At 74.1% G+C, this 20,490-nt stretch carries 21 protein-coding genes; 15 read left to right on the forward strand and 6 right to left on the reverse strand.

Annotation, left to right across the window (positions count from 1 at the left end):
- Window positions 1–7: 7 nt before the first annotated feature.
- Window positions 8–1,402 carry an aldehyde dehydrogenase family protein gene (locus ACIRBX_RS17875; RefSeq protein WP_402297714.1) on the forward strand — a complete coding sequence of 465 codons (1,395 nt, stop codon included), beginning with the start codon at window positions 8–10 and terminating at the stop codon, window positions 1,400–1,402.
- Here the strand turns inward: ACIRBX_RS17875 and ACIRBX_RS17880 are convergent, their stop codons facing one another.
- Window positions 1,403–2,464 carry a Ku protein gene (locus ACIRBX_RS17880; RefSeq protein WP_402297716.1) on the reverse strand — a complete coding sequence of 354 codons (1,062 nt, stop codon included), beginning with the start codon at window positions 2,462–2,464 and terminating at the stop codon, window positions 1,403–1,405.
- A 10-nt stretch (window positions 2,465–2,474) separates the two neighbouring features.
- Window positions 2,475–3,383 (reverse strand): LysR substrate-binding domain-containing protein, encoded by a 909-nt coding sequence (locus ACIRBX_RS17885; protein WP_402297717.1) that lies wholly within the window; start codon window positions 3,381–3,383, stop codon window positions 2,475–2,477.
- Between the two features lie 104 nt (window positions 3,384–3,487).
- Between ACIRBX_RS17885 and ACIRBX_RS17890 the strand changes: the two genes are divergently transcribed.
- From ACIRBX_RS17890 to ACIRBX_RS17935, 10 genes are all read left to right on the forward strand, one after another.
- Complete coding sequence (locus tag ACIRBX_RS17890; RefSeq protein ID WP_402297719.1) at window positions 3,488–4,219, forward strand: SDR family oxidoreductase; 732 nt, start codon at window positions 3,488–3,490, stop codon at window positions 4,217–4,219.
- A 193-nt stretch (window positions 4,220–4,412) separates the two neighbouring features.
- A complete protein-coding gene (gene ligD, locus ACIRBX_RS17895; protein ID WP_402297721.1) occupies window positions 4,413–5,360 on the forward strand; it encodes a non-homologous end-joining DNA ligase in 948 nt (315 codons plus the stop codon).
- 135 nt (window positions 5,361–5,495) lie between these two features.
- A complete protein-coding gene (locus ACIRBX_RS17900; protein ID WP_402297722.1) occupies window positions 5,496–6,020 on the forward strand; it encodes a DoxX family protein in 525 nt (174 codons plus the stop codon).
- Between the two features lie 18 nt (window positions 6,021–6,038).
- On the forward strand, window positions 6,039–6,266 hold the full coding sequence (locus tag ACIRBX_RS17905; protein WP_402297723.1) for a hypothetical protein: 228 nt from the start codon (window positions 6,039–6,041) through the stop codon (window positions 6,264–6,266).
- A 105-nt stretch (window positions 6,267–6,371) separates the two neighbouring features.
- Entirely contained in the window at window positions 6,372–7,829 is a 1,458-nt protein-coding gene (locus ACIRBX_RS17910; protein WP_402297724.1) for a catalase, read from the forward strand.
- Window positions 7,830–8,009: 180 nt separating this feature from the next.
- A complete protein-coding gene (locus ACIRBX_RS17915; protein WP_402297725.1) occupies window positions 8,010–8,441 on the forward strand; it encodes an NUDIX domain-containing protein in 432 nt (143 codons plus the stop codon).
- A gap of 82 nt (window positions 8,442–8,523) precedes the next feature.
- A complete protein-coding gene (locus tag ACIRBX_RS17920) occupies window positions 8,524–9,552 on the forward strand; it encodes a phosphotransferase family protein (protein ID WP_402297726.1) in 1,029 nt (342 codons plus the stop codon).
- A 2-nt stretch (window positions 9,553–9,554) separates the two neighbouring features.
- Window positions 9,555–10,772, forward strand: a complete 1,218-nt coding sequence (locus tag ACIRBX_RS17925; protein ID WP_402297728.1) for an acyl-CoA dehydrogenase family protein — start codon at window positions 9,555–9,557, stop codon at window positions 10,770–10,772.
- A gap of 4 nt (window positions 10,773–10,776) precedes the next feature.
- Entirely contained in the window at window positions 10,777–11,958 is a 1,182-nt protein-coding gene (locus ACIRBX_RS17930; protein ID WP_402297729.1) for an acyl-CoA dehydrogenase family protein, read from the forward strand.
- Entirely contained in the window at window positions 11,955–13,025 is a 1,071-nt protein-coding gene (locus ACIRBX_RS17935; RefSeq protein ID WP_402297731.1) for an acyl-CoA dehydrogenase family protein, read from the forward strand. The genes ACIRBX_RS17930 and ACIRBX_RS17935 overlap by 4 nt, the downstream gene beginning before the upstream one ends.
- A gap of 75 nt (window positions 13,026–13,100) precedes the next feature.
- Here ACIRBX_RS17935 and ACIRBX_RS17940 read toward each other — a convergent pair whose 3' ends face one another.
- A complete protein-coding gene (locus ACIRBX_RS17940; RefSeq protein WP_402297733.1) occupies window positions 13,101–14,390 on the reverse strand; it encodes a phytase in 1,290 nt (429 codons plus the stop codon).
- A gap of 119 nt (window positions 14,391–14,509) precedes the next feature.
- Here ACIRBX_RS17940 and ACIRBX_RS17945 point away from each other — a divergent pair, with 119 nt between their 5' ends.
- On the forward strand, window positions 14,510–15,094 hold the full coding sequence (locus ACIRBX_RS17945) for an SMI1/KNR4 family protein (protein WP_402297735.1): 585 nt from the start codon (window positions 14,510–14,512) through the stop codon (window positions 15,092–15,094).
- Window positions 15,095–15,157: 63 nt separating this feature from the next.
- On the opposite strand, the gene ACIRBX_RS17950 is transcribed toward ACIRBX_RS17945, so the two are convergent.
- Genes ACIRBX_RS17950 through ACIRBX_RS17960 form a run of 3 tightly spaced genes read right to left on the reverse strand, consistent with a single transcriptional unit; the run spans window position 15,158 to window position 17,645 of the window.
- On the reverse strand, window positions 15,158–16,123 hold the full coding sequence (locus ACIRBX_RS17950; RefSeq protein WP_402298418.1) for an NADPH:quinone oxidoreductase family protein: 966 nt from the start codon (window positions 16,121–16,123) through the stop codon (window positions 15,158–15,160).
- Window positions 16,124–16,128: 5 nt separating this feature from the next.
- Window positions 16,129–16,893, reverse strand: coding sequence for an SDR family oxidoreductase (locus ACIRBX_RS17955; RefSeq protein ID WP_402297736.1), 765 nt, complete (start codon window positions 16,891–16,893; stop codon window positions 16,129–16,131).
- Complete coding sequence (locus ACIRBX_RS17960) at window positions 16,890–17,645, reverse strand: SDR family oxidoreductase (RefSeq protein ID WP_402297738.1); 756 nt, start codon at window positions 17,643–17,645, stop codon at window positions 16,890–16,892. The genes ACIRBX_RS17955 and ACIRBX_RS17960 overlap by 4 nt, the downstream gene beginning before the upstream one ends.
- A 139-nt stretch (window positions 17,646–17,784) precedes the next feature.
- Between ACIRBX_RS17960 and ACIRBX_RS17965 the strand changes: the two genes are divergently transcribed.
- The 3 genes from ACIRBX_RS17965 to ACIRBX_RS17975 all read left to right on the forward strand — a co-directional run bounded on the left by ACIRBX_RS17965 (window position 17,785) and on the right by ACIRBX_RS17975 (window position 20,332).
- Entirely contained in the window at window positions 17,785–18,408 is a 624-nt protein-coding gene (locus tag ACIRBX_RS17965) for a TetR/AcrR family transcriptional regulator (RefSeq protein ID WP_402297739.1), read from the forward strand.
- 569 nt (window positions 18,409–18,977) lie between these two features.
- Window positions 18,978–19,802: a DUF2470 domain-containing protein gene (locus ACIRBX_RS17970; protein ID WP_402297740.1), complete on the forward strand. Its 825-nt coding sequence runs from the start codon at window positions 18,978–18,980 to the stop codon at window positions 19,800–19,802.
- Window positions 19,803–19,867: 65 nt separating this feature from the next.
- Complete coding sequence (locus tag ACIRBX_RS17975; protein ID WP_402297742.1) at window positions 19,868–20,332, forward strand: PPOX class F420-dependent oxidoreductase; 465 nt, start codon at window positions 19,868–19,870, stop codon at window positions 20,330–20,332.
- Window positions 20,333–20,490: the final 158 nt, after the last annotated feature.

The raw sequence follows: 20,490 nt of genomic DNA on the forward strand, positions 1-20,490 counted from the left end.
GCACCCTATGGCGATCGCGACCGTGAACCCGGCCACCGGCGAGACGCTGGAGACCTTCGAACCGCTCGGCCGGGACGCGCTCGAACTGGCGCTGGCCCGGGCGGCCGAGGCGGCCGTCCGCCACCGGGCCACCACCTTCGAGGAGCGGGCCGGCCTGCTCCGGCGGGCCGCCGACCTGCTGGACGCCGAACACGACCGGCTCGCGGTCACCGTCACCACCGAGATGGGCAAGCCGCTGGCCCAGGCCCGCGCCGAGGCGGCCAAATGCGCCAAGGCGCTGCGCTGGTACGCCGACCACGGCGCCGCCCTGATCGCCGACGAGCACCCCTCGGACGAGGACGTGGCCGACTCCGGCGCCGCCTCCGCCCTGGTCCGCTACCGCCCGCTCGGGGTGGTGCTCGCGGTGATGCCCTGGAACTTCCCGCTCTGGCAGGTGGTCCGCTTCCTGGCCCCAGGGCTGATGGCGGGCAACGTCGCCCTGCTCAAGCACGCCTCGAACGTACCGCGCACCGCCCTCGCCCTGGCCGACCTGTTCCACCGGGCCGGGGCCGGCCCCGGGGTCTTCCAGACCCTGCTGATCGGCTCGGACCGGGTCGAGCGGGTGATCGGCGATCCCCGGGTGGCGGCGGTGACCCTGACGGGCAGTGAGGGGGCCGGCCGCTCGGTCGGTGCGGCGGCCGGGAAGGCGCTGAAGAAGAGCGTGCTGGAGCTGGGCGGGAGCGATCCGTTCCTGGTACTGCCGAGCGCCGACGTGGAGAAGGCGGCGGCCGTCGCCGTCAAGGCCCGGGTGCAGAACAACGGCCAGTCCTGCATCGCCGCCAAGCGCTTCATCGTGCACGAGCAGGTCTACCCGCGCTTCGCCGCCGCCTTCACCCAGGGCATGCGGGCGCTGCGGGTCGGCGACCCGATGGACCCGGAGACCGACCTCGGACCGCTGGCCACCCGTCAAGGCCGGGACGAGCTGGCCGAGTTGGTCGCCGACGCGCTCCGGCACGGCGCCGTCGCCGAGACCGGCGGCACGGCCGCCGGGGTCCCCGAGCAGGGCTGGTACCACCCGCCGACCGTGCTCACCGGGATCACTCCGGAAATGCAGATCCACACCGCCGAGACCTTCGGACCGGTCGCCACCCTCTACCGGGTGCGCGATCTGACCGAGGCCGTCGAGCTGGCCAACGCGACGCCCTACGGCCTGAGTTCGAACGTCTGGACCGGCGATCCGGACGATCGGGAGTACTGCGTGCGGGAGCTCGCGGCGGGCGGGATCTTCTTCAACGGGATGACCGCCTCGCACCCCGCGCTGCCGTTCGGCGGCATCCGGAACTCCGGCTACGGGCGGGAGTTGGCGGCCCACGGGATGCGGGAGTTCTGCAACATCACCACCGTCTGGCTGGGCCGTCCCTGATCAGGAGACCGCCTTCAGGCGGCGCTTGGGGCCGGCGGCCTTCTCGACCGCCTCCTGCAGCTCGTCCCGGGTCATCGAGGACCGACCCTTGACGTCCAACTCCGAAGCCTTCTCGTAGAGTTGAGCCTTGGTCAGCTCACCGAGGCGGCTCCCGGTCGGCTTCGCGGCCTTGGCGGCCGCCGTGCCGGCCGCCTTCCTCGCGGCACTCTTCGCCTTCTCCTTCGCAGCCACCACCGGACGCTCGGACTCAGGCTCGGACTCGGCCGTCGGCGCCGGGGCCCGGCCGACCGCCGCCATCGAGCGGTTGAGCACCTCCATCAGGTCCACCACGTTGGTGGCCACCACCGGCTCCTCGGAGCGGACCACCTCGCGACCCTCCAGCTTGGCCTCCACCAGCTCCCGCACCCGGGCCTCGTAGTCGTCGTGGTAGTCGTCCGGCCTCCACTCCATCGCGAGCATCCCGATCAACTGCTCCGCCGCCTTCAACTCCCGCTCCTGGAGGGCGAGATCGGCCTCCGGCAGGTTGTCGACCTCGCCGTGCGGATCCCGCACCTCGTCGGCGAAGTGCATGGTGTGCAGGGTCAGGGTGTCCCCCTCGGCGTGCACCGCCGTCAGGTACTCCCGGCCGCGCATGGCGAACTTCGCGATGCCCGCCTTGCCGGTGCGGCCGAGCGCCTCCCGGAGCAGGGCGTAGACCTTGGCGTACTCCTTGCCCTTGGGGCCCAGGTAGTAGGTCTTGTCGAAGAGGATCGGCTCGACCTGGTCCAGCTCCACGAAGCCGAGGATCTCGATCGTCTTGGACCGTCCGGGGGAGATCTCCTCCAGCTCCTGCGGCTCCACCACCACGTACTCCCCCTCGGCCAGCTCGAAGCCCTTCACCACGTCGGCGTAGGGCACCTCCTCGCCGGTGCGCTCGTTCACCCGCTGGTTGCGCACCCGGTCGGAGGTGCCGCGCTGAAGCTGGCGGAACCGCACGCTGTGGTCCTCGGTGGCGGAGTACAGCGCCACCGGCACGGTCACCAGCCCGAAGCTCAACGTCCCCGACCACATCGCCCTGGCCATCCGGGCCTCCTCACACGGTGCCGTCCCCCGCCCCTCCAGCGTCGCCCACCCGGGCGTGCGCGGCCAGCACGTCGAGGAAGGCCGTGACGATCCGGTCCGGCCCGGGGCGGACGTAGCCCGCCACGGTGCGGCGGACCGGCGGATCGGGGCGCAGCACCCGGCCCGCGAAGCCGGGCGGCAGCACGTTCCCCGGCACCAGCGCCGGACCGAGGCCGGCGGCGGCGAGCAGCGGGGCGGCGGCGGTCTGCTCGGTGCGCACCGCCGCCTCCGGGCGGAATCCGGCCGCCGCGCAGGCTGCCTCCAGCACCTCGGCGAGCCCGTTGCCGGGGACGTAGTGCACCCACTCCCGAGCGGCCAGCGCGGCCAGCGCGATCCGGCCGCCGGGCGCCTCCACCGGATCGTCGGCGGCCAGCACCACGACGAACTCCTCCTGCCCCAACTCCCGCACCGGACCGGCCCATTCACCGGGCAGCGGCCCGATCGCCAGATCCGCCCGACCCTCCGTCATGGCCGCGGTCAGCGCCTCGGTGTGCGGGTACTCGCGCAGCCGCAGCCGCACCTGCGGGTGCCGGGCCCGCCAGGCTTGCAGCACCGGCGGCAGCACGCCGAGCGCGATCGAGTGCACCACCGCGAGCTGGAGCTCCCCGCCGTCCAGTCCGGCGGCCCGCCGGGCGGCGGCCCGGGCCCGCTCCGCCCCGGCCAGCGCGGCCCGCGCGTGCGGCTCTACCTCCCGGCCCATCGGGGTCAGCCGCACCGCGCGGGGCAGCCGCTCCAGCAGCGGCCCGCCGCACTCCCGCTCCAGCGCCCGGACCTGGTGCGAGAGCGCGGGTTGGGAGACGTGCAGCAGCTCGGCCGCCCGGGTGAAGGAGCCGGTCTCCACCACGGTGACCAGGTACTCGTACTGACGGAGCGTAGCCATGCACGGAGTCTATGGCAGTGGGAGGAACCATGTCTTGGACAGATGGTGCGGTGCCGACGGAGGCTCGGAGCGAGAGATCCACTTCCCCCTGAGGAGCCACCCCGATGAGCAAGGACACCCCGGACGCCCTGGACGGCCGCCGCCTGATCGTGGTCGGCGCGGGCTCGGGCATCGGCCGCGAGCTGGCCCGGACGGCCTCGGCCGCCGGAGCCGAGCTGGTGCTGGCCGGGCCGGACCCGGCCCGCCTCGCCGAGACCGCCGCCGGACTGCCCGGCCCGACCCTGATCCAGCCGGTCGACCTGGCCGACGAGGCCTCGATCGCCGCCCTGGCCGAGCGGGTCGGCCGCTTCGACCACCTGGTCTCGACCGCCGCGATGCCCGCGAACGGACCGCTGAAGGACCTCCGACTGGCGGACGTGCAGCGGGCGTTCTCGGCGAAGGTGTTCGGCCCGCTGCTGCTCGCCAAGCACCTGGCGGGGCAGCTCGGGCCCGGCGGCTCGTTCACCTTCTTCTCCGGCGTGGCCGCCTGGCGCCCCGCCCCCGAGCGGGTGGTGATGGCCACCAGCAACGGCGCCCTGGCCTTCCTCACCGAGGCCCTCGCGGTCGAGCTGGCACCCGTCCGGGTCAACGCAGTCTCCCCGGGCATCGTCGACTCCGGCGCCTGGGACGGCCTGGCCGACCGCAAGGCCGCCTTCCTGGCGGGCGTGGCCGCGAAGAACCCGGCCCGCCGGGTCGGCACCCCCGCCGACCTGGTCCAGGCGGTGCTGTACGCGATCACCAACCCGTACGTCACCGGCACCGTCCTCCACGTCGACGGCGGCGGACGCCTGGCCTGACCCGCACGCCACCCCCGGCGGGGTCCGGGCACCCAGCACGCCCGGACCCCGCCACGGACAGCGCCACCCCGACCACCCCGACCACCTCGACCGCGCACCGAACCCCGCAGCGGCAGCACCGCCCCGGCCGTCGCGCCGTCGGAGCCCCCGCGTCCCACCTCGCCGCCCCGCAGGGGCCGTGCACCCTGGAAGGGTGACGCTGCTCCACTTCTCGCCGATGCTGGCCGTCTCCAGCGAGCGCCGTGAGTTCGGCCCCGGCTGGCTGCTGGAGCGCAAGCTCGACGGCATCCGCGCGCTCGCCTACCGGGACGGCCCGACCGTCCGCATCGAATCCCGCACGGGCAAGCAACTGACGCAGGGATTCCCCGAGTTGACGGCAGCCCTGACCGCCCAGCCAGTGCAGCGCTTTGTCCTGGACGGCGAGATCGTCGCCCTCGACCGGGGCGTCACCAGCTTCGAACTGCTCCAGCACCGGATGCAGCTGCGCGACCCGCAGCGCGCCCTGGCCAGCGGCGTACCGGTCACCTACTACGTCTTCGACCTCCTCCAACTGGAGGAGTACGACACCACCCGCGTCCCCCTCAGCGAACGCAAGCAGGTCCTGCGCCAAGCCCTCCGCTACGAGGACCCGCTCCGCTACACCGAGCACCGGCAGGCCGGCGGCCCCGCCCCGCTGGCGGAGGCCTGCGCGAAGGGCTGGGAGGGCCTGATCGCCAAGCGTGCGGACGGCGGCTACCAGCAGCGGCGCTCCTCCGACTGGCTGAAGCTCAAGTGCGTCACCGCCCAGGAGTTGGTGATCGGCGGCTTCACCGACCCGGGCGGCTCCCGGGCCGGCTTCGGTGCCCTCCTGCTCGGCCACTACGAGGGCGACCGGCTGCGCTACGCGGGCAAGGTCGGCACCGGCTTCTCCACCGCCGTGCTGCTCGCCCTGCGCACCCGGCTGGACGCACTGGCCCGGCCGGACACCCCGTTCGCCGATCCGGTGCCGGAGCGCGCGCCGCACTGGGTGGCGCCGGTCCTGGTCGCCCAGTGCGCCTTCGCCGGCTGGACCAGGGAGGGCCGGCTGCGCCATCCGCGCTTCCTGGGACTGCGGGACGACAAGGCGGCACACCAGGTCTTCCGTGAGGACGACGGGACTTGACAGAGCATCAGGCAAGTCCGGGCTCGTTGTTCAAATTGGAAATGTCAGGTACGGTCACCCGAGTGGTTCAAATTCGAACCGCACCTCCCTGCCCGTCCCCCGTCCTGGCCGCCCGAGACCGGAGATCCGCCGCTCATGACGACCACCTCCCCCACGCCTCCGCGTACCGCCCCGCTCCCCGCCTACGACCTCGGCCTGCTGGTGCTGCGCCTGGTCCTCGGCCTGACCATGGCCGGCCACGGCCTGCAGAAGCTGTTCGGCTGGTTCGGCGGCAGCGGCCTCGACGCCACCTCGCAGTTCTTCGCCTCCGTCGGGTACCCCGCCCCGGACGCGATGGCCGTGGTGGCCGCCCTGACCGAGACCTTCGGCGGCCTCGGCGTGGCCCTGGGCCTGCTCACCCCGCTGGCCGGCGCCGCCGTGGTCGGCACCATGCTCAACGCGCTCGCCGTCACCTGGACGGGCTCGTTCTTCTCCCCCGACGGCCCGGAGTACGTGATCATGCTGATCGCGGCCTTCACCGCCCTCACCCTGACCGGCCCCGGCCGCTACTCGGCGGACTCCTTCGTGCCCGTCCTGAACCGCCACCGGCTGGTCTACGGCCTCGCCGCGCTGGCCCTCGCGCTGGTCACGGCCGGTGTCGTCCTGCTGGTCCGGGACTGACCGCGCGACACTGGAAGCATGAGCCGTGACATCTTCCACCCGCCGGTCGTGGTCCGGGCCCCCGCCAAGGGAGCCCGCCACTACCGGCGGGTGGAGATCTACGGGCGCCCGGTGGGCCGGGCCGAGAGCGAGGCCGACGTGGCCGAGTTCATCCGCCGCGCCGGGGTCGAGGACCCGGACCTGGACGACCCCGAGTTGGTGGAGTGGCTGGGCGGCGGACGCGAGGTGTGGTCACCCGAGGCGTAGCCCTGCGGTTGTGGGACGGCGCGGTCGGTGTTCGAGTGGGTATCGGCCGTCGCGGGCCGACCGCCGGCCGAGAGGTACGCGCGTACCGCTAGGAGGCCCCACCCCATGTCCGAAGCACACGTCCCGTACACCACCAACAACGCCGGTGTCCCGGTCGAGAGCGACTCGGATTCGCTGACCGCCGGGCCGGTCGGCCCGATCCTGCTGCACGACCACTACCTGATCGAGAAGATGGCCCAGTTCAACCGCGAACGGGTGCCGGAGCGGGTGGTGCACGCCAAGGGCGGCGGGGCGTACGGATTCTTCCAGGTCACCAACGACGTCAGCCAGTTCACCAAGGCCGATCTGTTCCAGCCCGGCAAGAAGACCGAGCTACTGATCCGCTTCTCCACGGTGGCCGGCGAACTCGGCACCCCGGACAGCTGGCGCGACCCGCGCGGCTTCGCGGTGAAGTTCTACACCGAGCAGGGCAACTACGACCTGGTCGGCAACAACACGCCGGTCTTCTTCGTCCGGGACCCGATCAAGTTCCAGGACTTCATCCGCTCGCAGAAGCGCCGTCCCGACACCCACCTGCGCGACAACGACATGCAGTGGGACTTCTGGACGCTCTCCCCGGAGTCCGCCCACCAGGTCACCTGGCTGATGGGCGACCGGGGCATCCCGAAGAACTGGCGCCACATGGACGGCTTCGGCTCGCACACCTACCAGTGGGTCAACGCGGGCGGCGAGCGGTTCTGGGTGAAGTACCACTTCAAGACCGACCAGGGCATCGAGTTCCTCACCCAGGCGGACGCGGACCAGCTGGCCGGGCAGGACCCGGACGCCCACCTGCGCGACCTGTACGACTCGGTGAAGGCGGGCGACCACCCGACCTGGACGCTCTCGGTCCAGGTGATGCCGTTCGACGACGCCTGGGACTACCGGTTCAACCCCTTCGACCTCACCAAGGTCTGGCCGCACGCCGACTACCCGCTGATCGAGGTCGGCCGGATGACCCTCAACCGGAACCCCGACAACTACCACGTCCACATCGAGCAGGCCGGCTTCGAGCCGTCCAACCTGGTGCCCGGCATCGGCGTCTCGCCGGACAAGATGCTGCTCGGCCGGATCTTCTCCTACGCCGACGCCCACCGGTACCGGATCGGCCCCAACTACGCCCAGCTGCCGCCGAACCGGCCGCACGTCCCGGTGCACTCCTACGCCAAGGACGGGCCGATGCGCTTCGAGGCGTCCCGGGCCGAGGTGCCCTACGCCCCGAACTCCTACGGCGGGCCCGCCGCCCAGCCCGAGCTCTGGGGCTCCCCGCTGGGCTGGGACGTGGCCGGCCGGATGGTCCGCGAGGCCTACCCGCTGCACCGCGAGGACGACGACTGGGGCCAGGCCGGCACCCTGGTCCGCCAGGTGCTCGACGACGCCGCCCGGGACCGCCTGGTCTCCAACGTCAGCGGCCACCTGCTGAACGGCGTCTCCGCCCCCGTGCTGGCCCGCGCCCTGGACTACTGGCGCAACGTCGACAAGGCCCTCGGCGACCGGATCGCCACCAAGGTCAACGGCGGATAGCAGCCGCCCCCGCACGGACGGCCGCCCCGGGACACCCTCCCGGGGCGGCCGTCCGCCCGTCCGCCGCACGGCGGGGTCGTGCCGGGCGGCCGGGGCCACCCGGCAGGCCGGGGATGATGAGGCCGGGCAAGCACCGCCGGCCCGACCGCACCCGACCCTGACCCCGAACCGGAGTTCACCGTGCCGAAGCGCGTCCGCGCCGTCCTGGTCACCCCGAACGACACCCTGCTGCTGATGAAGCGGGTGCGCCCCGACCGGCCCGTGTACTGGGTGGTGGTCGGGGGCAAGATCGAGCCGACCGACACCGACCCGGAGGCCGCGCTGCGGCGGGAGGTCCGCGAGGAGGTCGGCGGCGAGGCCCGGATCGTCCGGGTGCTGCACACCCACCGGACCGAGACCGACCACGAGACCTTCTACCTGGCCGACATCGAGCGGTGGGACCTCGCCGCCCGCACCGGCCCCGAGTTCGGCGAGGAGGGCCGGGGCGAGTACCTCCTGGAGGAGATCCCGCTGACCACCGCCGCACTCGACGCCGTCAACCTGCTCCCCCCGGAGTTCGCCGCCGTCCTGCGCGAGGCCGTCGAACGCGGCACGCTGCCGGCCGGGCGGTAGCCGACACGCGGGGCGTTGACAGCGGCAGACCTCGGGGCAATGCTAAGCAAGCGCTTAGTCACCCACCCGTGAGGACTGCCCCATGAGCGATGACTTCCCCGATCCGCCCGGTCTCGACCTCGCCCGGCTGCGGGCCCACCTCGACGCCGAGCGCCCCGGGCTGGTGCGCGGGCCGCTGCGGGCCGAGCTGATCGAGGGGGGTCGGTCGAACCTCACCTACCGGGTGGGGGACGGCAGTTCGACCTGGGTGCTGCGACGGCCACCGCTCGGGCACGTGCTGGCGACGGCCCACGACATGGGCCGGGAGTACCGGGTGATGACGGCACTGGCGCCGACCGCCGTGCCGGTGCCCGGGACGCTGCTGCTGGTCGAGGACCCGGAGGTGCTGGGGGCGCCCTGGTACCTGATGGAGCACGTGGCCGGGGTGCCGCACCGGGACGCCGCCGTGCTGGCCGCCTTCGGGGAGGGCCGGGTGCACGCCCTCGGGCTGCACCTGGCCGACACCCTGGTGGCGCTGCACGCGGTGGATCCGGCGGCCGTGGGCCTGGCGGACTTCGGGCGGCCGGACGGCTTCCTGGAGCGTCAGCTCCGGCGCTGGGAGCGACAGTTGGAGGCGTCCCGGAGCCGCGAGGTGCCGGGCGTCGCCGAGCTGCGCGGCGGACTGGCCGAGACCCTGCCCGTCTCCCCCGCCCCCGCCCTGGTGCACGGCGACTACCGGCTGGACAACGTGCTGGTCGGCCCGGACGACCGGATCACCGCCGTGCTGGACTGGGAGATGTCCACCCTCGGCGATCCGCTCACCGACCTCGGGCTGCTGGTGATGTACACCGAGTTGGCCCGCCAGTGGGACGGCATCCTGCCCGGCGCCTCGATCGCCCCCGGCTTCCCCACCGCCGCCGAGCTGGTCGCCCGGTACGCGGCCGGCTCGGGCCGGGACGTCTCGACGCTGGGCTGGTACGTGGGCTTCGCCTCGTTCAAGCTCGCCGTCGTGCTGGAGGGCATCCACTTCCGACACTCGCAGGGCCGCACGGTCGGCGCCGGCTTCGACCGGGTCGGCGAACTCGTGCCGCTGTTCGTGCAGTTCGGCCTCACCGCACTCAAGGAGCGCTGACCGTGGACTTCTCCTACGACGACCGCACCGAGGAGCTGCGCGAGCGGCTGACCGCCTTCCTGGCCGAGGCGGTGTACCCGGCCGAGCCGGTGCTGGCCGCCCAACTCGCCGACCCGGCACGGCCGGAGTGGACCGTACCGGCGGTGATCCGCGAGCTCCAGGGCGAGGCGCGGGCGCGCGGGCTGTGGAACCTCTTCCTGCCCGGGGAGCACGGCGCCGGGCTGACCAACCTCCAGTACGCCCCGCTGGCCGAGCTGACGGGCCGTTCGATCCTGCTGGCCCCCGCAGCGCTCAACTGCGCCGCACCGGACACCGGGAACATGGAGCTGCTCGCCCAGTTCGGCGACGAGGCCCAGCGCAAGCAGTGGCTGGAGCCGCTGCTGAACGCCGAGATCCGCTCCGCCTTCGCGATGACCGAGCCCGAGGTGGCCTCCTCGGACGCCACCAACATCACCACCCGGATCGAGCGCAGCGGGGACCAGTACGTGGTCAACGGCCGCAAGTGGTACATCACCGGGGCGATGAACCCGGACTGCAAGGTCTTCATCGTGATGGGCAAGACCGCCCCGGGGGCCGACCCGCACCGCCAGCAGAGCATGATCCTGGTGCCCCGGGACACCCCCGGGGTGACCGTCCGCCGGGGCATGACGGTCTTCGGCTACCGGGACGAGGACCACGGCGGGCACGCCGAGATCACCTTCGAGGACGTCCGCGTCCCGGCGGCGAACCTGATCGGCGAGGAGGGGGCCGGCTTCGCCATCGCGCAGGCCCGGCTCGGGCCGGGACGGATCCACCACTGCATGCGGGCGGTCGGGATCGCCGAACGGGCGCTGGAGCTGATGTGCCGTCGGGTGACCGAGCGGGTCGCCTTCGGCAAGCCGCTGGCCGCGCAGGGCGTGGTCCAGGAGTGGATCGCCGAGTCCCGGGTGCGGATCGAGCAGGCCCGGCTGCTGGTCCTGAAGACCGCCTGGCTGATGGACACGGTCGGGAACCGGGGCGCGCACACCGAGATCCAGGCGATCAAGATCGCGGTGCCGGCGATGACCGAGTGGGTGCTCGACAAGGCCGTCCAGGCGCACGGCGCGGCCGGGGTCAGCCAGGACACCCCGCTGGCCCAACTCTGGGCGGGGAACCGGACCCTGCGGCTGGCCGACGGCCCGGACGAGGTGCACCGGCGGTCGCTGGCCCGCCGCGAGCTGCGCCGCCACCAGGAGGGCTGACCGGATGGCAGGGACCACCGACCTCCGAGCGCTGACCAGGGCCTTCCTGGCCGCGCACGACCCGGCCGGCACCGACCCGGCCGACTTCCTGCGGGCCCGCTTCGACGCCGGGCTGGCCTGGGTGCACTTCCCGCCCGGCCTCGGCGGCCTCGGCGCGGCCCGCTCCGAACAAACCGTGGTGGACGAGGAGTTGGCCGCCGCCGGAGCGCCGGACAACGACCCCCGGCGGATCGGCATCGGGCTCGGGATGGCCGCCCCGACCATCCTGCGGCACGGCACCGACGAGCAGCGCCGCCGCTTCCTCCGGCCGCTGTGGACCGGGGAGGAGGTCTGGTGCCAGCTGTTCAGCGAGCCCGGCGCCGGCTCCGACCTCGCCGCGCTCGCCACCCGGGCGGTCCGCGACGGCGACGACTGGGTGGTGGACGGCCAGAAGGTGTGGACCTCGATCGCGCACGCCGCGCGCTGGGCCATCCTGCTCGCCCGCACCGACCCCGGCCTGCCCAAGCACCAGGGCATCAGCTACTTCGTCTGCGACATGACCGACCCCGGGGTGGAGGTCCGGCCGCTGCGCCAGATCACCGGGGAGGCCGAGTTCAACGAGGTCTTCCTGACCGGCGTGCGCATCCCCGACGCGCACCGGATCGGCGCGGTCGGCGAGGGCTGGCGGATCGCGCAGACCACGCTCAACAACGAGCGGGTGGCGATCGGCGGCCAGGCCACGCCACGCGAGGGCGGCATGATCGGGGTGCTCGCCGAGGCCTGGCGCGAGCGGCCCGAGCTGCGCACCCACGAGCTGCACCAGCGGCTGCTGAAGGGCTGGGTGGACGCCGAGGTGCTGCGGCTGACCGGTGAGCGGCTGCGCCAGCAGCTGGCGGTCGGCCAGCCCGGCCCGGAGGGGGCGGCGATGAAGCTGGCCTTCGCCCGGCTGGCCCAGGAACTCAGCGGCCTGGACGTGGAGTTGCGCGGCGAGGAGGGCCTCGGCTACCAGGACTGGACGATGACGCGCCCCGAGGTGGTCGACTTCACCGGCCGCGACGCCGGATACCGCTACCTGCGCGCCAAGGGGAACTCGATCGAGGGCGGCTCCTCCGAGATCCTGCGCAACGTGATCGCCGAGCGGGTGCTCGGCCTGCCGGCCGAGCCGCGCACCGACAAGGACCTGCCGTGGAAGGAGCTGCGCCGGTGAGCGACCTGCTGTACTCGGAGCTGGAGGAGGAACTCCGCTCCACCGTCCGGGACTTCCTGACCGACCACTGCCCGCCCTCGGCGGTGCTGGAGCGCTGCGAGGGCCCCGAGCCGTACGATCCGCAGCTCTGGCGCGGGCTGGCCGGCGGGCTCGGGGTGGCCGGGCTCCAGGTGCCGGAGGAGCTGGGCGGGGCCGGTGCCTCACTGCGCGAAGTGGCGGTGGTACTGGAGGAGTTGGGCCGCTCGGTGGCTCCGGCGCCGTACTTCGGCAGCTCGGTGCTGGCGGCGACGGCGCTGCTGGCCGCCGGGGAGCGCGAGCTGCTGCCGCAGCTGGCCGCCGGGGAGCGGACGGTGGCACTGGCCGTGCCGTTCTCCACCGCGCCCGCCGCACCGCTGCCGGAGCTCGCGGCCGGGGCCCGGCTGTCCGGCCGGATCACCTCGGTGGCGGACGCCCGGACCGCCGACGTCCTGCTGGTCCCGGCGGGCGGCGCGCTCTGGGCGGTCGAGCGCGGCGAGGCCGCCGTACGTCCCCGGACCTCGCTCGACCTGACCCGGCCGCTGGCCGACGTGGAGCTGGACGGCGCGGCGGCCCGCAAGGTGGCGGACGGTCAGGAGCCGCTCCGGCAGGCGCTGCTGACCGGTGCCGGGCTGCTGGCCTCCGAGCAGCTGGGCATCGCCGAGTGGTGCCTGGCCACGACGGTGGCCTACCTGAAGGAGCGTCACCAGTTCGGCCGCCCGGTCGGCTCCTTCCAGGCGCTCAAGCACCGGCTGGCCGACCTCTGGCTGGAGGTGGTCGGCGGCCGGGCCGCCGCCCGGTACGCGGCCGACGCGCTGGCCGCCGGCAGCCCGGACGCACCGGTGGCGGTGGCCGTCGCCCAGGCGCACTGCGGGACGCTGGCGGTCCGGGCCGCCGAGGAGTGCGTGCAGCTGCACGGCGGCATCGGGATGACCTGGGAGCACCCGGCCCACCTCTACCTCAAGCGGGCGAAGGCCGACCAACTCGCCCTCGGCACCCCGGGGTTCCATCGGAGCACGCTGGCAGAGCTGGTCGACCTGGCCGCACCGTAGGCCCCTGTGGGGTGGGCGTCGTCGGAGGACGCCCACCCCCACGGCTGCGGTCGAGGAGGGTCCCGGAGCCGGGTGTCAGTCGATCGCGTGCAGCACGTCGCGCAGGTCGACGTACTTGAAGCCGGTGGCCTCCCGGTCGCCGTCACCCGGGGTCTCCCGGCCGTCCTGGACGACCATCAGGCCCTTCGGGTAGCGGCGGCCGAGCGGGGCGTTCAGCACCGCCGCGCCGTCGCAGACCTCGGAGCCGTCCAGGGTGGCGGAGGCACCGGTGATCCGGAAGCCGCCCTCGTACCCGTTGCCCTCGGAGCGCTCGCGGTCGTAGGCGACGAAGGTGTCGTCGCCCTGGCTGGAGGCCAGCAGGTAGCCCTCGCCGTGGCCCTGGTCGAGGATGGTCAGGCCCTCCACGTCGGCGGTCAGGTGCTTGCCGCCGTAGCCCGGGTCGGCGCCCGGGGTGCACTCCTCGGTCTCCTCGTCGTACGTGGCCGGCACGCCGTACTCGCGGACCTTGTCCAGCAGCTTCGGAGTGCCGGTGAGGTCGGCCGGGATGCGCCAGATGCCGACGTCCTCCTGGCCCGCGTAGAGGGTGCCGTTCTCCGGGTCCACCACCATGCCCTCGACCTGCGGGAGCTCGCCCGGCTCGGCGCACGGGGACCAGGTGGCGCCGTTCGGCAGCCGGAAGGCGGACGGCAGGTCGACGGTGCGGACCTGACGGTAGGTCACGGTGCCGGCCGGGGTGGCGGTCAGCTCCAGCAGGGCGATCCGGGTGCGGTGGCGCTGGCTGGCCAGGGCGTAGCTGCGGCCGGTGCGCCGGTCGGTCCAGGTGGCCAGGCCGTAGGCGGTGGCCTGGTCGTTGATCTCCGCCTGGTCGGCCGAGAACACCGGGCGCACCCCGGGGTCGGTCACGTCGGTGAGCGGACCGCCGGGCCGGCTCGGGTCGATCCGGTAGACCCGCAGCCGGTCGTTGCCCCGGTCGGTGACCACCGCGAGGTCGGCCTTGGCGCCGCCGAGCCGGACGCCCTTGAGCAGGTCCACGTTGTTGAACCGGCCGGGCGCGTCCTCGGAGCCCGGACCGGCCGGGGCGGCCAGCGCCTGCACCTGGCGGGCCTCCAGGTCGTAGACCCGCAGCCCGCCCTCCTTCGCGGTGGCGATCACCAGGCTGCGCCCCGGGTCGGCGTCGTTGCGCCAGATCGCCGGGTCGTCGGCGTTGGCGTTCCCACCGGCCTCGTCGTCGTACAGCGGAGCGGTCTCCGCCTTCGGGTGCACCTCGGGGAGCCGCGAGGCGGCCCCGGCGGGGAACGGGACGGAGACGGCGAGGAGGGAGCCCAGCACGAGGGAAGCGGCCCGCACGGCCTGACGGTTGGTCATGGGCCGCCACCCTGACGGCCCGGTGCGGCCGGCGGGCGAGCAGCAGCCGACGCGGCGGTGAAGCCTCGGCGCCCTTCCGGCACGCCCCGGAGGATCGCCCGGTGTCACCCGGCTGCGGCATGATGCCCCGCATGGACACAGAGACCCACGACCCCGCCGACCTGACCGCGCTGCGCGAGCTCTTCGCCGACCGCCCGGGCGCGGTCCCGCCGATCGGCTGGGCAGCGGTCCGGGTCTTCGAGGCGGAGCAGGGCATCGTGCTCCCGGAGCCGTACCGCACCTTCGTGGCCGAGGTCTGCGACGGCCTGCCGGACGGGCCGCCGCACTACGGCCTGCTGCCGCTCACGCAGACCCCGTCGGACTGGGGTGCGGGCCGCCCGGAGCGGCTGCTCGCCGAGCCCTTCCCGCTCACCACGACGTGGATCTGGGAGGACGACGAGGAGGTGGCGTCCGAGGAGGCGTACGAGGCCCGGGTGGGGCCCGTCTTCAACCACGGCTCGCTGCTGCTCGGCACCGACGGCTGCGGCATGTACTGGCACCTGGTCGTCACCGGCCCGCAGCGCGGCCACGTCTGGCTGGTCACCGAGAGCGGCGCCCTGCCGTTCGGTGACGCCACGGCCGACCACCCGCTCCCCGGCGCCCCCGGCTTCGCGGGCTGGGCGGCCCACTGGGCCGGGGGCGGGGAGTGGTTCACCGATCAGTAGCCGCTCGGTCGTCGGTGTCCACAGCGTCGTCGGTGTGCAGGGCGTCTACGGCGTCTACGGCGTCTACGGCAGGATCGCGATCCGGCCGGTGGTGGTGCCGTCGGCCACCCGCTGGACGGCGTCGGCGGCCCCGGCCAGCGGGAGGCGTTCGCTGATCAGCGGGCGGACCACGGACTTGGCGGCCAGCTCGGTGAGTTCGGTGTGGGCCGCGTGCACGGCCGCGGGGTCCTTGGTCGCGTAGAGGCCCCAGTGCAGGCCGAGCACCGAGTAGTTCTTCACCAGTGCGTGGTTGAGGGCGGCGCTCGGGATGGTGCCGCTCGCGAAGCCGACCACCACGATCCGGCCCTCGAAGGCGATGCAGCGGGTGGAGCCGGTGTAGGCGTCACCGCCGACCGGGTCGAAGACCACGTCCGCGCCCCGGCCGCCGGTCGCCTCCTTGACCGCCCCGACGAAGTCCTCCGCCTGGCGGTCGATCACCAGGTCGGCGCCCAACTTCCGTGCCACCACTGCCTTCTCCGGCCCACCGACCACCGCGATGACGGTCGCCCCGGCCGCCTTGCCGAGCTGGACGGCGGCGCTGCCGACACCCCCGGCGGCGGCGTGCACCAGCAGCGTCTCCCCGGCCCGCAGCGCGGCCCGGCGGTGCAGCGCGAACCACGCGGTCTGGTAGGCGATGTGCAGCCCGGCGGCCTCGGCGTCGTCCAGGGCCGGCGGGGCGGCGAACGCGCCCCGGGCGTCCATCAGGGCGTACTCGGCGAACGCCCCGGCGGGCAGCAGCGGGGTGCCGATCACCCGCTCACCGGCCCGCTCACCGCCGACCACCTCGCCGCACAGCTCCACGCCCGGGGTGAACGGCAGCGGCGGGCGCACCTGGTAGTGGCCCCGGACCATCAGCGCGTCCGGGAAGTTGACCACCGCCGCCCGCGTCCGGACGAGCAACTGTCCCTCGCCGGGCTCCGGTTGCTCCACCTCGGCGAGCCGCATCACCGCAGCGGGCTCGCCGAGCCCGTCGACCTGCCACGCCCGCATCGTGCTCACGTGTCCTCCTCCAGCCGCTGCTGCATCCGGTTCATCGTGCTCAGCCAGCGGTCCGGGTCACCGGCCCGGGCCGCGTAGTAGCGGGCCACCTCGGGGTGCGGCAGGATCAGGAAGCGCTCCTCGGCGATCCCCCGCATCACCTCGGCCGCCACCGCCTCCGGCTCCAACGCGCCCTCGGCCAGCAGCAGTTCACCGGCCCGCCCGGTCTCCGCCAGCATCCTGGTCCGCACCCCCTGCGGGCAGACCGCGTGCACCCGCACGCCCCGGTGCCGGTAGGTCGCGGACAGCCACTCGGCGAAGGCCAGGGCTCCGTGCTTGCTGACGGCGTACGGGGCCGAGCCGAGGCTGGTGAGCAGCCCGGCCGCCGAGACGGTGGCGACGAAGCGGCCGGCGCCGCGCTCCAGCCAGTCGGGGAGCAGGAGTTCAGCGGCCCGGACGTGCGCCAGCACGTTGACCTGCCAGGCGCTCTCCCAGGCCGCCGGGCCGGCGTCGGCGCCACCGGCCGGGGCGACGCCCGCGTTGGCGCAGTAGACGTCGATGTGGCCGAGCTCCTTGCGGGCAGCCGCGATCAGCTCCTCGGGACGGGCCGCGTCGCCCACCACGGCGACCCCGCCGATCCGCTCCGCGACCGCCGAAGCAGCCTGTGCGTCAAGGTCGTTGACCACCACCCGGGCACCGCCCGCCGCCGCGAACGCCTCGGCCAGCGCGGCCCCGATGCCGTGCCCGGCACCGGTGACCACCACGCCGAGCCGGCGGGTCACAGGCCGCCGCCGAGGGTGATGCCGCCGTCCACCACCAGGGTCTGCCCGGTGACCCAGCCGGCGTCCTCGGAGAGCAGGAAGGCGACCGCGCCGGCCACGTCCTGCGGCACACCGAGCCGCTTCAGCGGGTAGGCGGCGGCCACCTCCTCCTCGCGGCCCTCGTAGAGCGCCTCGGCGAAGCGGGTCTTGACCACCGCGGGGGCGACGGCGTTCACCCGGATCGACGGGCCGAGCTCGGCGGCCAGTTCGGTGGTGAGCCGGATCAGGGCGGCCTTGGAGACGCCGTACATCCCGATGCCGAGCGAGGCCCGGATGCCGGCGATCGAGGCGACGTTGACGATCGAGCCGCCGTGCTCGCCCATCCAGGCGTCCCGGGCCAGCCGGGTCCAGGCCAGCGGGGCGAGCACGTTGACCCCGAGGATCTTGGCGGCGGCGGCCTGGTCGACGTCCAGCAGGGAGCCGAAGACCGGGTTGATGCCGGTGTTGTTGACCAGGTGGTCGAGACGGCCGAACTGCTCGACGGTCCGCGCCACCGTCTCCGCCTGGTGGTCCGGGTCGTCGGCCTTGCCCGCGACCGCGATCGCGTGGTCGGGGCCGCCCAGCTCGCGGACCGCCTCGGCCAGCGGCTCGGGATTGCGGGCAGTGAGGCAGACCCTGGCCCCGCGCTCGACCAGCTCGCGGGCGATGCCGAGGCCGATGCCCCGACTGGCTCCGGTGACCACGGCCACCCGGTCCTTGAACGACGACGCCATGGCCGATTCCTCTCCAGTGCTCCAGATGACAAGGGCGCGGGCACGTGACTAAGCGCTTGCTTAGCATGTTGGCGACCGGTCACACTGTCAACCACTCCGACCCCGGGGCGGACCGCACCCGTCTGCGAGGATGACGACCATGAACGACCACGCGACCGCCGAACTCTGGCCCACCGGCGCCCCGGGCGAGCGGACCGAGGCCGCCCGCCGGCTGCTGCTCGCGGCGGTCGAGTCCTTCGCCCGGCGCGGCTACCACGCCACCACCACCCGGGACATCGCCACCGCCGCCGGGATGAGCCCGGCCGCGCTCTACATCCACTACCCGTCCAAGTCGGCCCTGCTCTCCGAGATCAGCCGCACCGGCCACCAGGCCACCCTGGACCTGGTGGAACGCGCAGCCGCCGAGGGCGCCGGGCCGGTGGAGCAGATGCGGCAGCTGGTCGAGGACTTCACCCGCTGGCACGCCCGGGGCCACACGGTCGGACGGATCGTCAACCACGAGCTGCACGCGCTGCCGGAGGACGAGTTCGCGGTGGTCGCCGAGCTGCGGCGGCGGATTGAGGAGACGGTGCGGCGGATCATCGAGGCCGGGGTGGCGGAGGGCTCCTTCCAGGTCCCGGACGTCCGGACCGCCGCCCGCGCGGTGACCTCGCTCGGCATCGACGTCTCGCGCTGGTACAGCGAGCGGAGCAGCGAGAGCCCGGAGGAGCTGGGCCGCCGCTACGGCGTCCTGGTCCTGCGGATGCTCGGCGCGACGGTCTGACGATCCGTCGGCCGGCCTCCCGTCAGCACCCGCCCGGCGGACGGCGGACGGGGCCCGCCGCCGCGGTCACGTCGGCACACGGACCGGCACGTCGGCCCCGACGTCCTGCGGAACCGCGACGTTCCGCCCCTGCTTCGCCGAGGGGCGACGGTGAAGCCCTGCTCGAAGCGGACGACCCGACCCCGGCACCGGCGCACGGGGCGCAGGTCATCCGCCCGCCGCCCATGACACGCGGGGTCCGGCAGGTCTCCTGGTCGACGGTGCCGACCCGTCCGGTGCTCAGCACGCCCGCGAGGCGATGCGCGGCGACCCCGTCCCGCCGCTCGGCGCCCTTGCCCACCCCGGACCCGGCCGTCGGCAGGAGCCGGGCGAGTGCCGCGCAGTCGTCGGCCCCGTCGTCATCCGCCCCCGTGAAGCGATGCGGAGGACGTGCGGTCATCACCCACCACTCGAACCACCATCCGGGCGGTCCCCCGCCGCCGCGTCGGCGATCTGACATCCCCTCGGACGCGATCCTTCCGCCCATCCATGACTTAGGTTAGGCTCACCTTACCTACCCAGGAGGACGGATGCCCGCCAGCCCTGCCCAGCCCAGTCACGGCCCCGACAGCCTCGCGCCGACCCCGGCCGAACGGGCCCGCACCCTGCTGGAGTTCGCCTCCTCGGTGGTCGTCGACGTGCCCGGGATGGACCTGGCCCACCGGCCCGGCATCCCCCCGCTGGCCCGCTGTGCGGTGCTGGCCGACGGCTCACTGGCCGTCCTGGTCGAGCAGGACACCCCGCTCTGCCGGATCGTCTCGGTCTCCCGGGGCTCCCGCACCGAGGGCCTGGCCGCCGTCCTGGAAGCGGTGGACGTGGCACCGGTCGCCATGCCGCACCGGATCCGGGGCCGGGCCACCGTGCACGGGCAGCTGGACGTGCTCACCGCCGCGGCGCCCGAGGTGCTGGACGGGCTCTTCCCGCAGCGCCCCACCGGCGTCGGGTACGCGCTGCTCCGCCTCACCCCCGACCACCTCTCGGTCGAGGACCTCTGGGGCTCCGAGTGCTGCGTGCCGCTCACCGACCTCGGCCCGGCCGCGCCGGACCCACTGGCCGCGGACGAGGCCGCCATGCTCCAGCACCTGGCCGCCGCCCACCCCGACCACCTCGCCCGCCTCGGCAGCCTCGCCCTGGACCAGCCGACGGGACCGGCCGGCTGGCAGGACCACCCGCACGGGCTGGAGGTCCGGCCGGTCGCGCTGGACCGCTTCGGCCTGCGGGTGCGGATGATCGACGGCGAGCGGATCCTGGACGCCCGCTTCGAGTTCCACCGCCCGGTCACCAGCGCCGACCAGCTGCCCGAGGCCATGCACCGCCTGTTCCGCCCGGCCGACTCGCGCCGCGCGGACGCCTGACCGCCGCGTCCGACTTCGCTGCCCGGACCGGAAATTGCCGGTCCGTCAGCTCGGTTGGCCACGGCATGACCGAGAAGCCGAAACCCCGCCCGCTGTCCGACGACGCGCTCTCCGAGCTGCTCTCCCGCCGGCAGTTCGGCACCCTCTCCACCGTGAAGCGCAGTGGGCACCCGCACCTGACCACCATGGTCTACGGATGGGACCCACGGGCCCGGATCGCCCGGTTCTCCAGCACGGCCGACCGGGCCAAGGTCGCCCACCTGCGGCGCGACCCCCGGGCCGCCGTGCACGTACCGGACGGCGACGTCTGGTCCTTCGCGGTGGCCGAGGGCGAGGCCGAGGTCTCCGAGGCCACCACCGTGCCGGGTGACGCGGTCGGCCGCGAACTGCTCGCCCTGGTGCCGGAGGCCGCCCGTCCCGGCCCGGAGGAGGAGGAAGCCTTCCTGGCCGAGCTGGTCGCCGAGCGCCGGGTGGTCATCCGCCTGCACGTGACCCGGCTCTACGGGACCGCGCTCGACGTCCGGCAGTGACCGCCTCGGCGGGGTCGGCCGTAACGCCGGCACGGCTCCGCCGCACGGGCGGGCGTCGCCGGAGAACCCCGCCCGCCCGCTGACGGGCAGACCGGGTGGACTCCTCGGCGGCAACTGCCCGCGCCGGCCGAGGAGTCGGGCCCTGAAGGCGTCCGGCA

It is taken from the genome of Kitasatospora sp. NPDC096147 (genome assembly GCF_044763225.1).
Lineage (GTDB): Bacteria > Actinomycetota > Actinomycetes > Streptomycetales > Streptomycetaceae > Kitasatospora.

Bases quoted from the DNA above. Each gene is read 5' to 3' on its own strand.
- ACIRBX_RS17875 (WP_402297714.1), top strand. From the start codon at position 8: ATGGCGATCGCGACCGTGAACCCGGCCACCGGCGAGACGCTGGAGACC.
- ACIRBX_RS17880 (WP_402297716.1), bottom strand. From the start codon at position 2,464: ATGGCCAGGGCGATGTGGTCGGGGACGTTGAGCTTCGGGCTGGTGACC.
- ACIRBX_RS17885 (WP_402297717.1), bottom strand. From the start codon at position 3,383: ATGGCTACGCTCCGTCAGTACGAGTACCTGGTCACCGTGGTGGAGACC.
- ACIRBX_RS17890 (WP_402297719.1), top strand. From the start codon at position 3,488: ATGAGCAAGGACACCCCGGACGCCCTGGACGGCCGCCGCCTGATCGTG.
- ACIRBX_RS17900 (WP_402297722.1), top strand. From the start codon at position 5,496: ATGACGACCACCTCCCCCACGCCTCCGCGTACCGCCCCGCTCCCCGCC.
- ACIRBX_RS17905 (WP_402297723.1), top strand. From the start codon at position 6,039: ATGAGCCGTGACATCTTCCACCCGCCGGTCGTGGTCCGGGCCCCCGCC.
- ACIRBX_RS17910 (WP_402297724.1), top strand. From the start codon at position 6,372: ATGTCCGAAGCACACGTCCCGTACACCACCAACAACGCCGGTGTCCCG.
- ACIRBX_RS17920 (WP_402297726.1), top strand. From the start codon at position 8,524: ATGAGCGATGACTTCCCCGATCCGCCCGGTCTCGACCTCGCCCGGCTG.
- ACIRBX_RS17930 (WP_402297729.1), top strand. From the start codon at position 10,777: ATGGCAGGGACCACCGACCTCCGAGCGCTGACCAGGGCCTTCCTGGCC.
- ACIRBX_RS17940 (WP_402297733.1), bottom strand. From the start codon at position 14,390: ATGACCAACCGTCAGGCCGTGCGGGCCGCTTCCCTCGTGCTGGGCTCC.
- ACIRBX_RS17945 (WP_402297735.1), top strand. From the start codon at position 14,510: ATGATGCCCCGCATGGACACAGAGACCCACGACCCCGCCGACCTGACC.
- ACIRBX_RS17950 (WP_402298418.1), bottom strand. From the start codon at position 16,123: ATGCGGGCGTGGCAGGTCGACGGGCTCGGCGAGCCCGCTGCGGTGATG.
- ACIRBX_RS17960 (WP_402297738.1), bottom strand. From the start codon at position 17,645: ATGGCGTCGTCGTTCAAGGACCGGGTGGCCGTGGTCACCGGAGCCAGT.
- ACIRBX_RS17965 (WP_402297739.1), top strand. From the start codon at position 17,785: ATGAACGACCACGCGACCGCCGAACTCTGGCCCACCGGCGCCCCGGGC.
- ACIRBX_RS17970 (WP_402297740.1), top strand. From the start codon at position 18,978: ATGCCCGCCAGCCCTGCCCAGCCCAGTCACGGCCCCGACAGCCTCGCG.
- ACIRBX_RS17975 (WP_402297742.1), top strand. From the start codon at position 19,868: ATGACCGAGAAGCCGAAACCCCGCCCGCTGTCCGACGACGCGCTCTCC.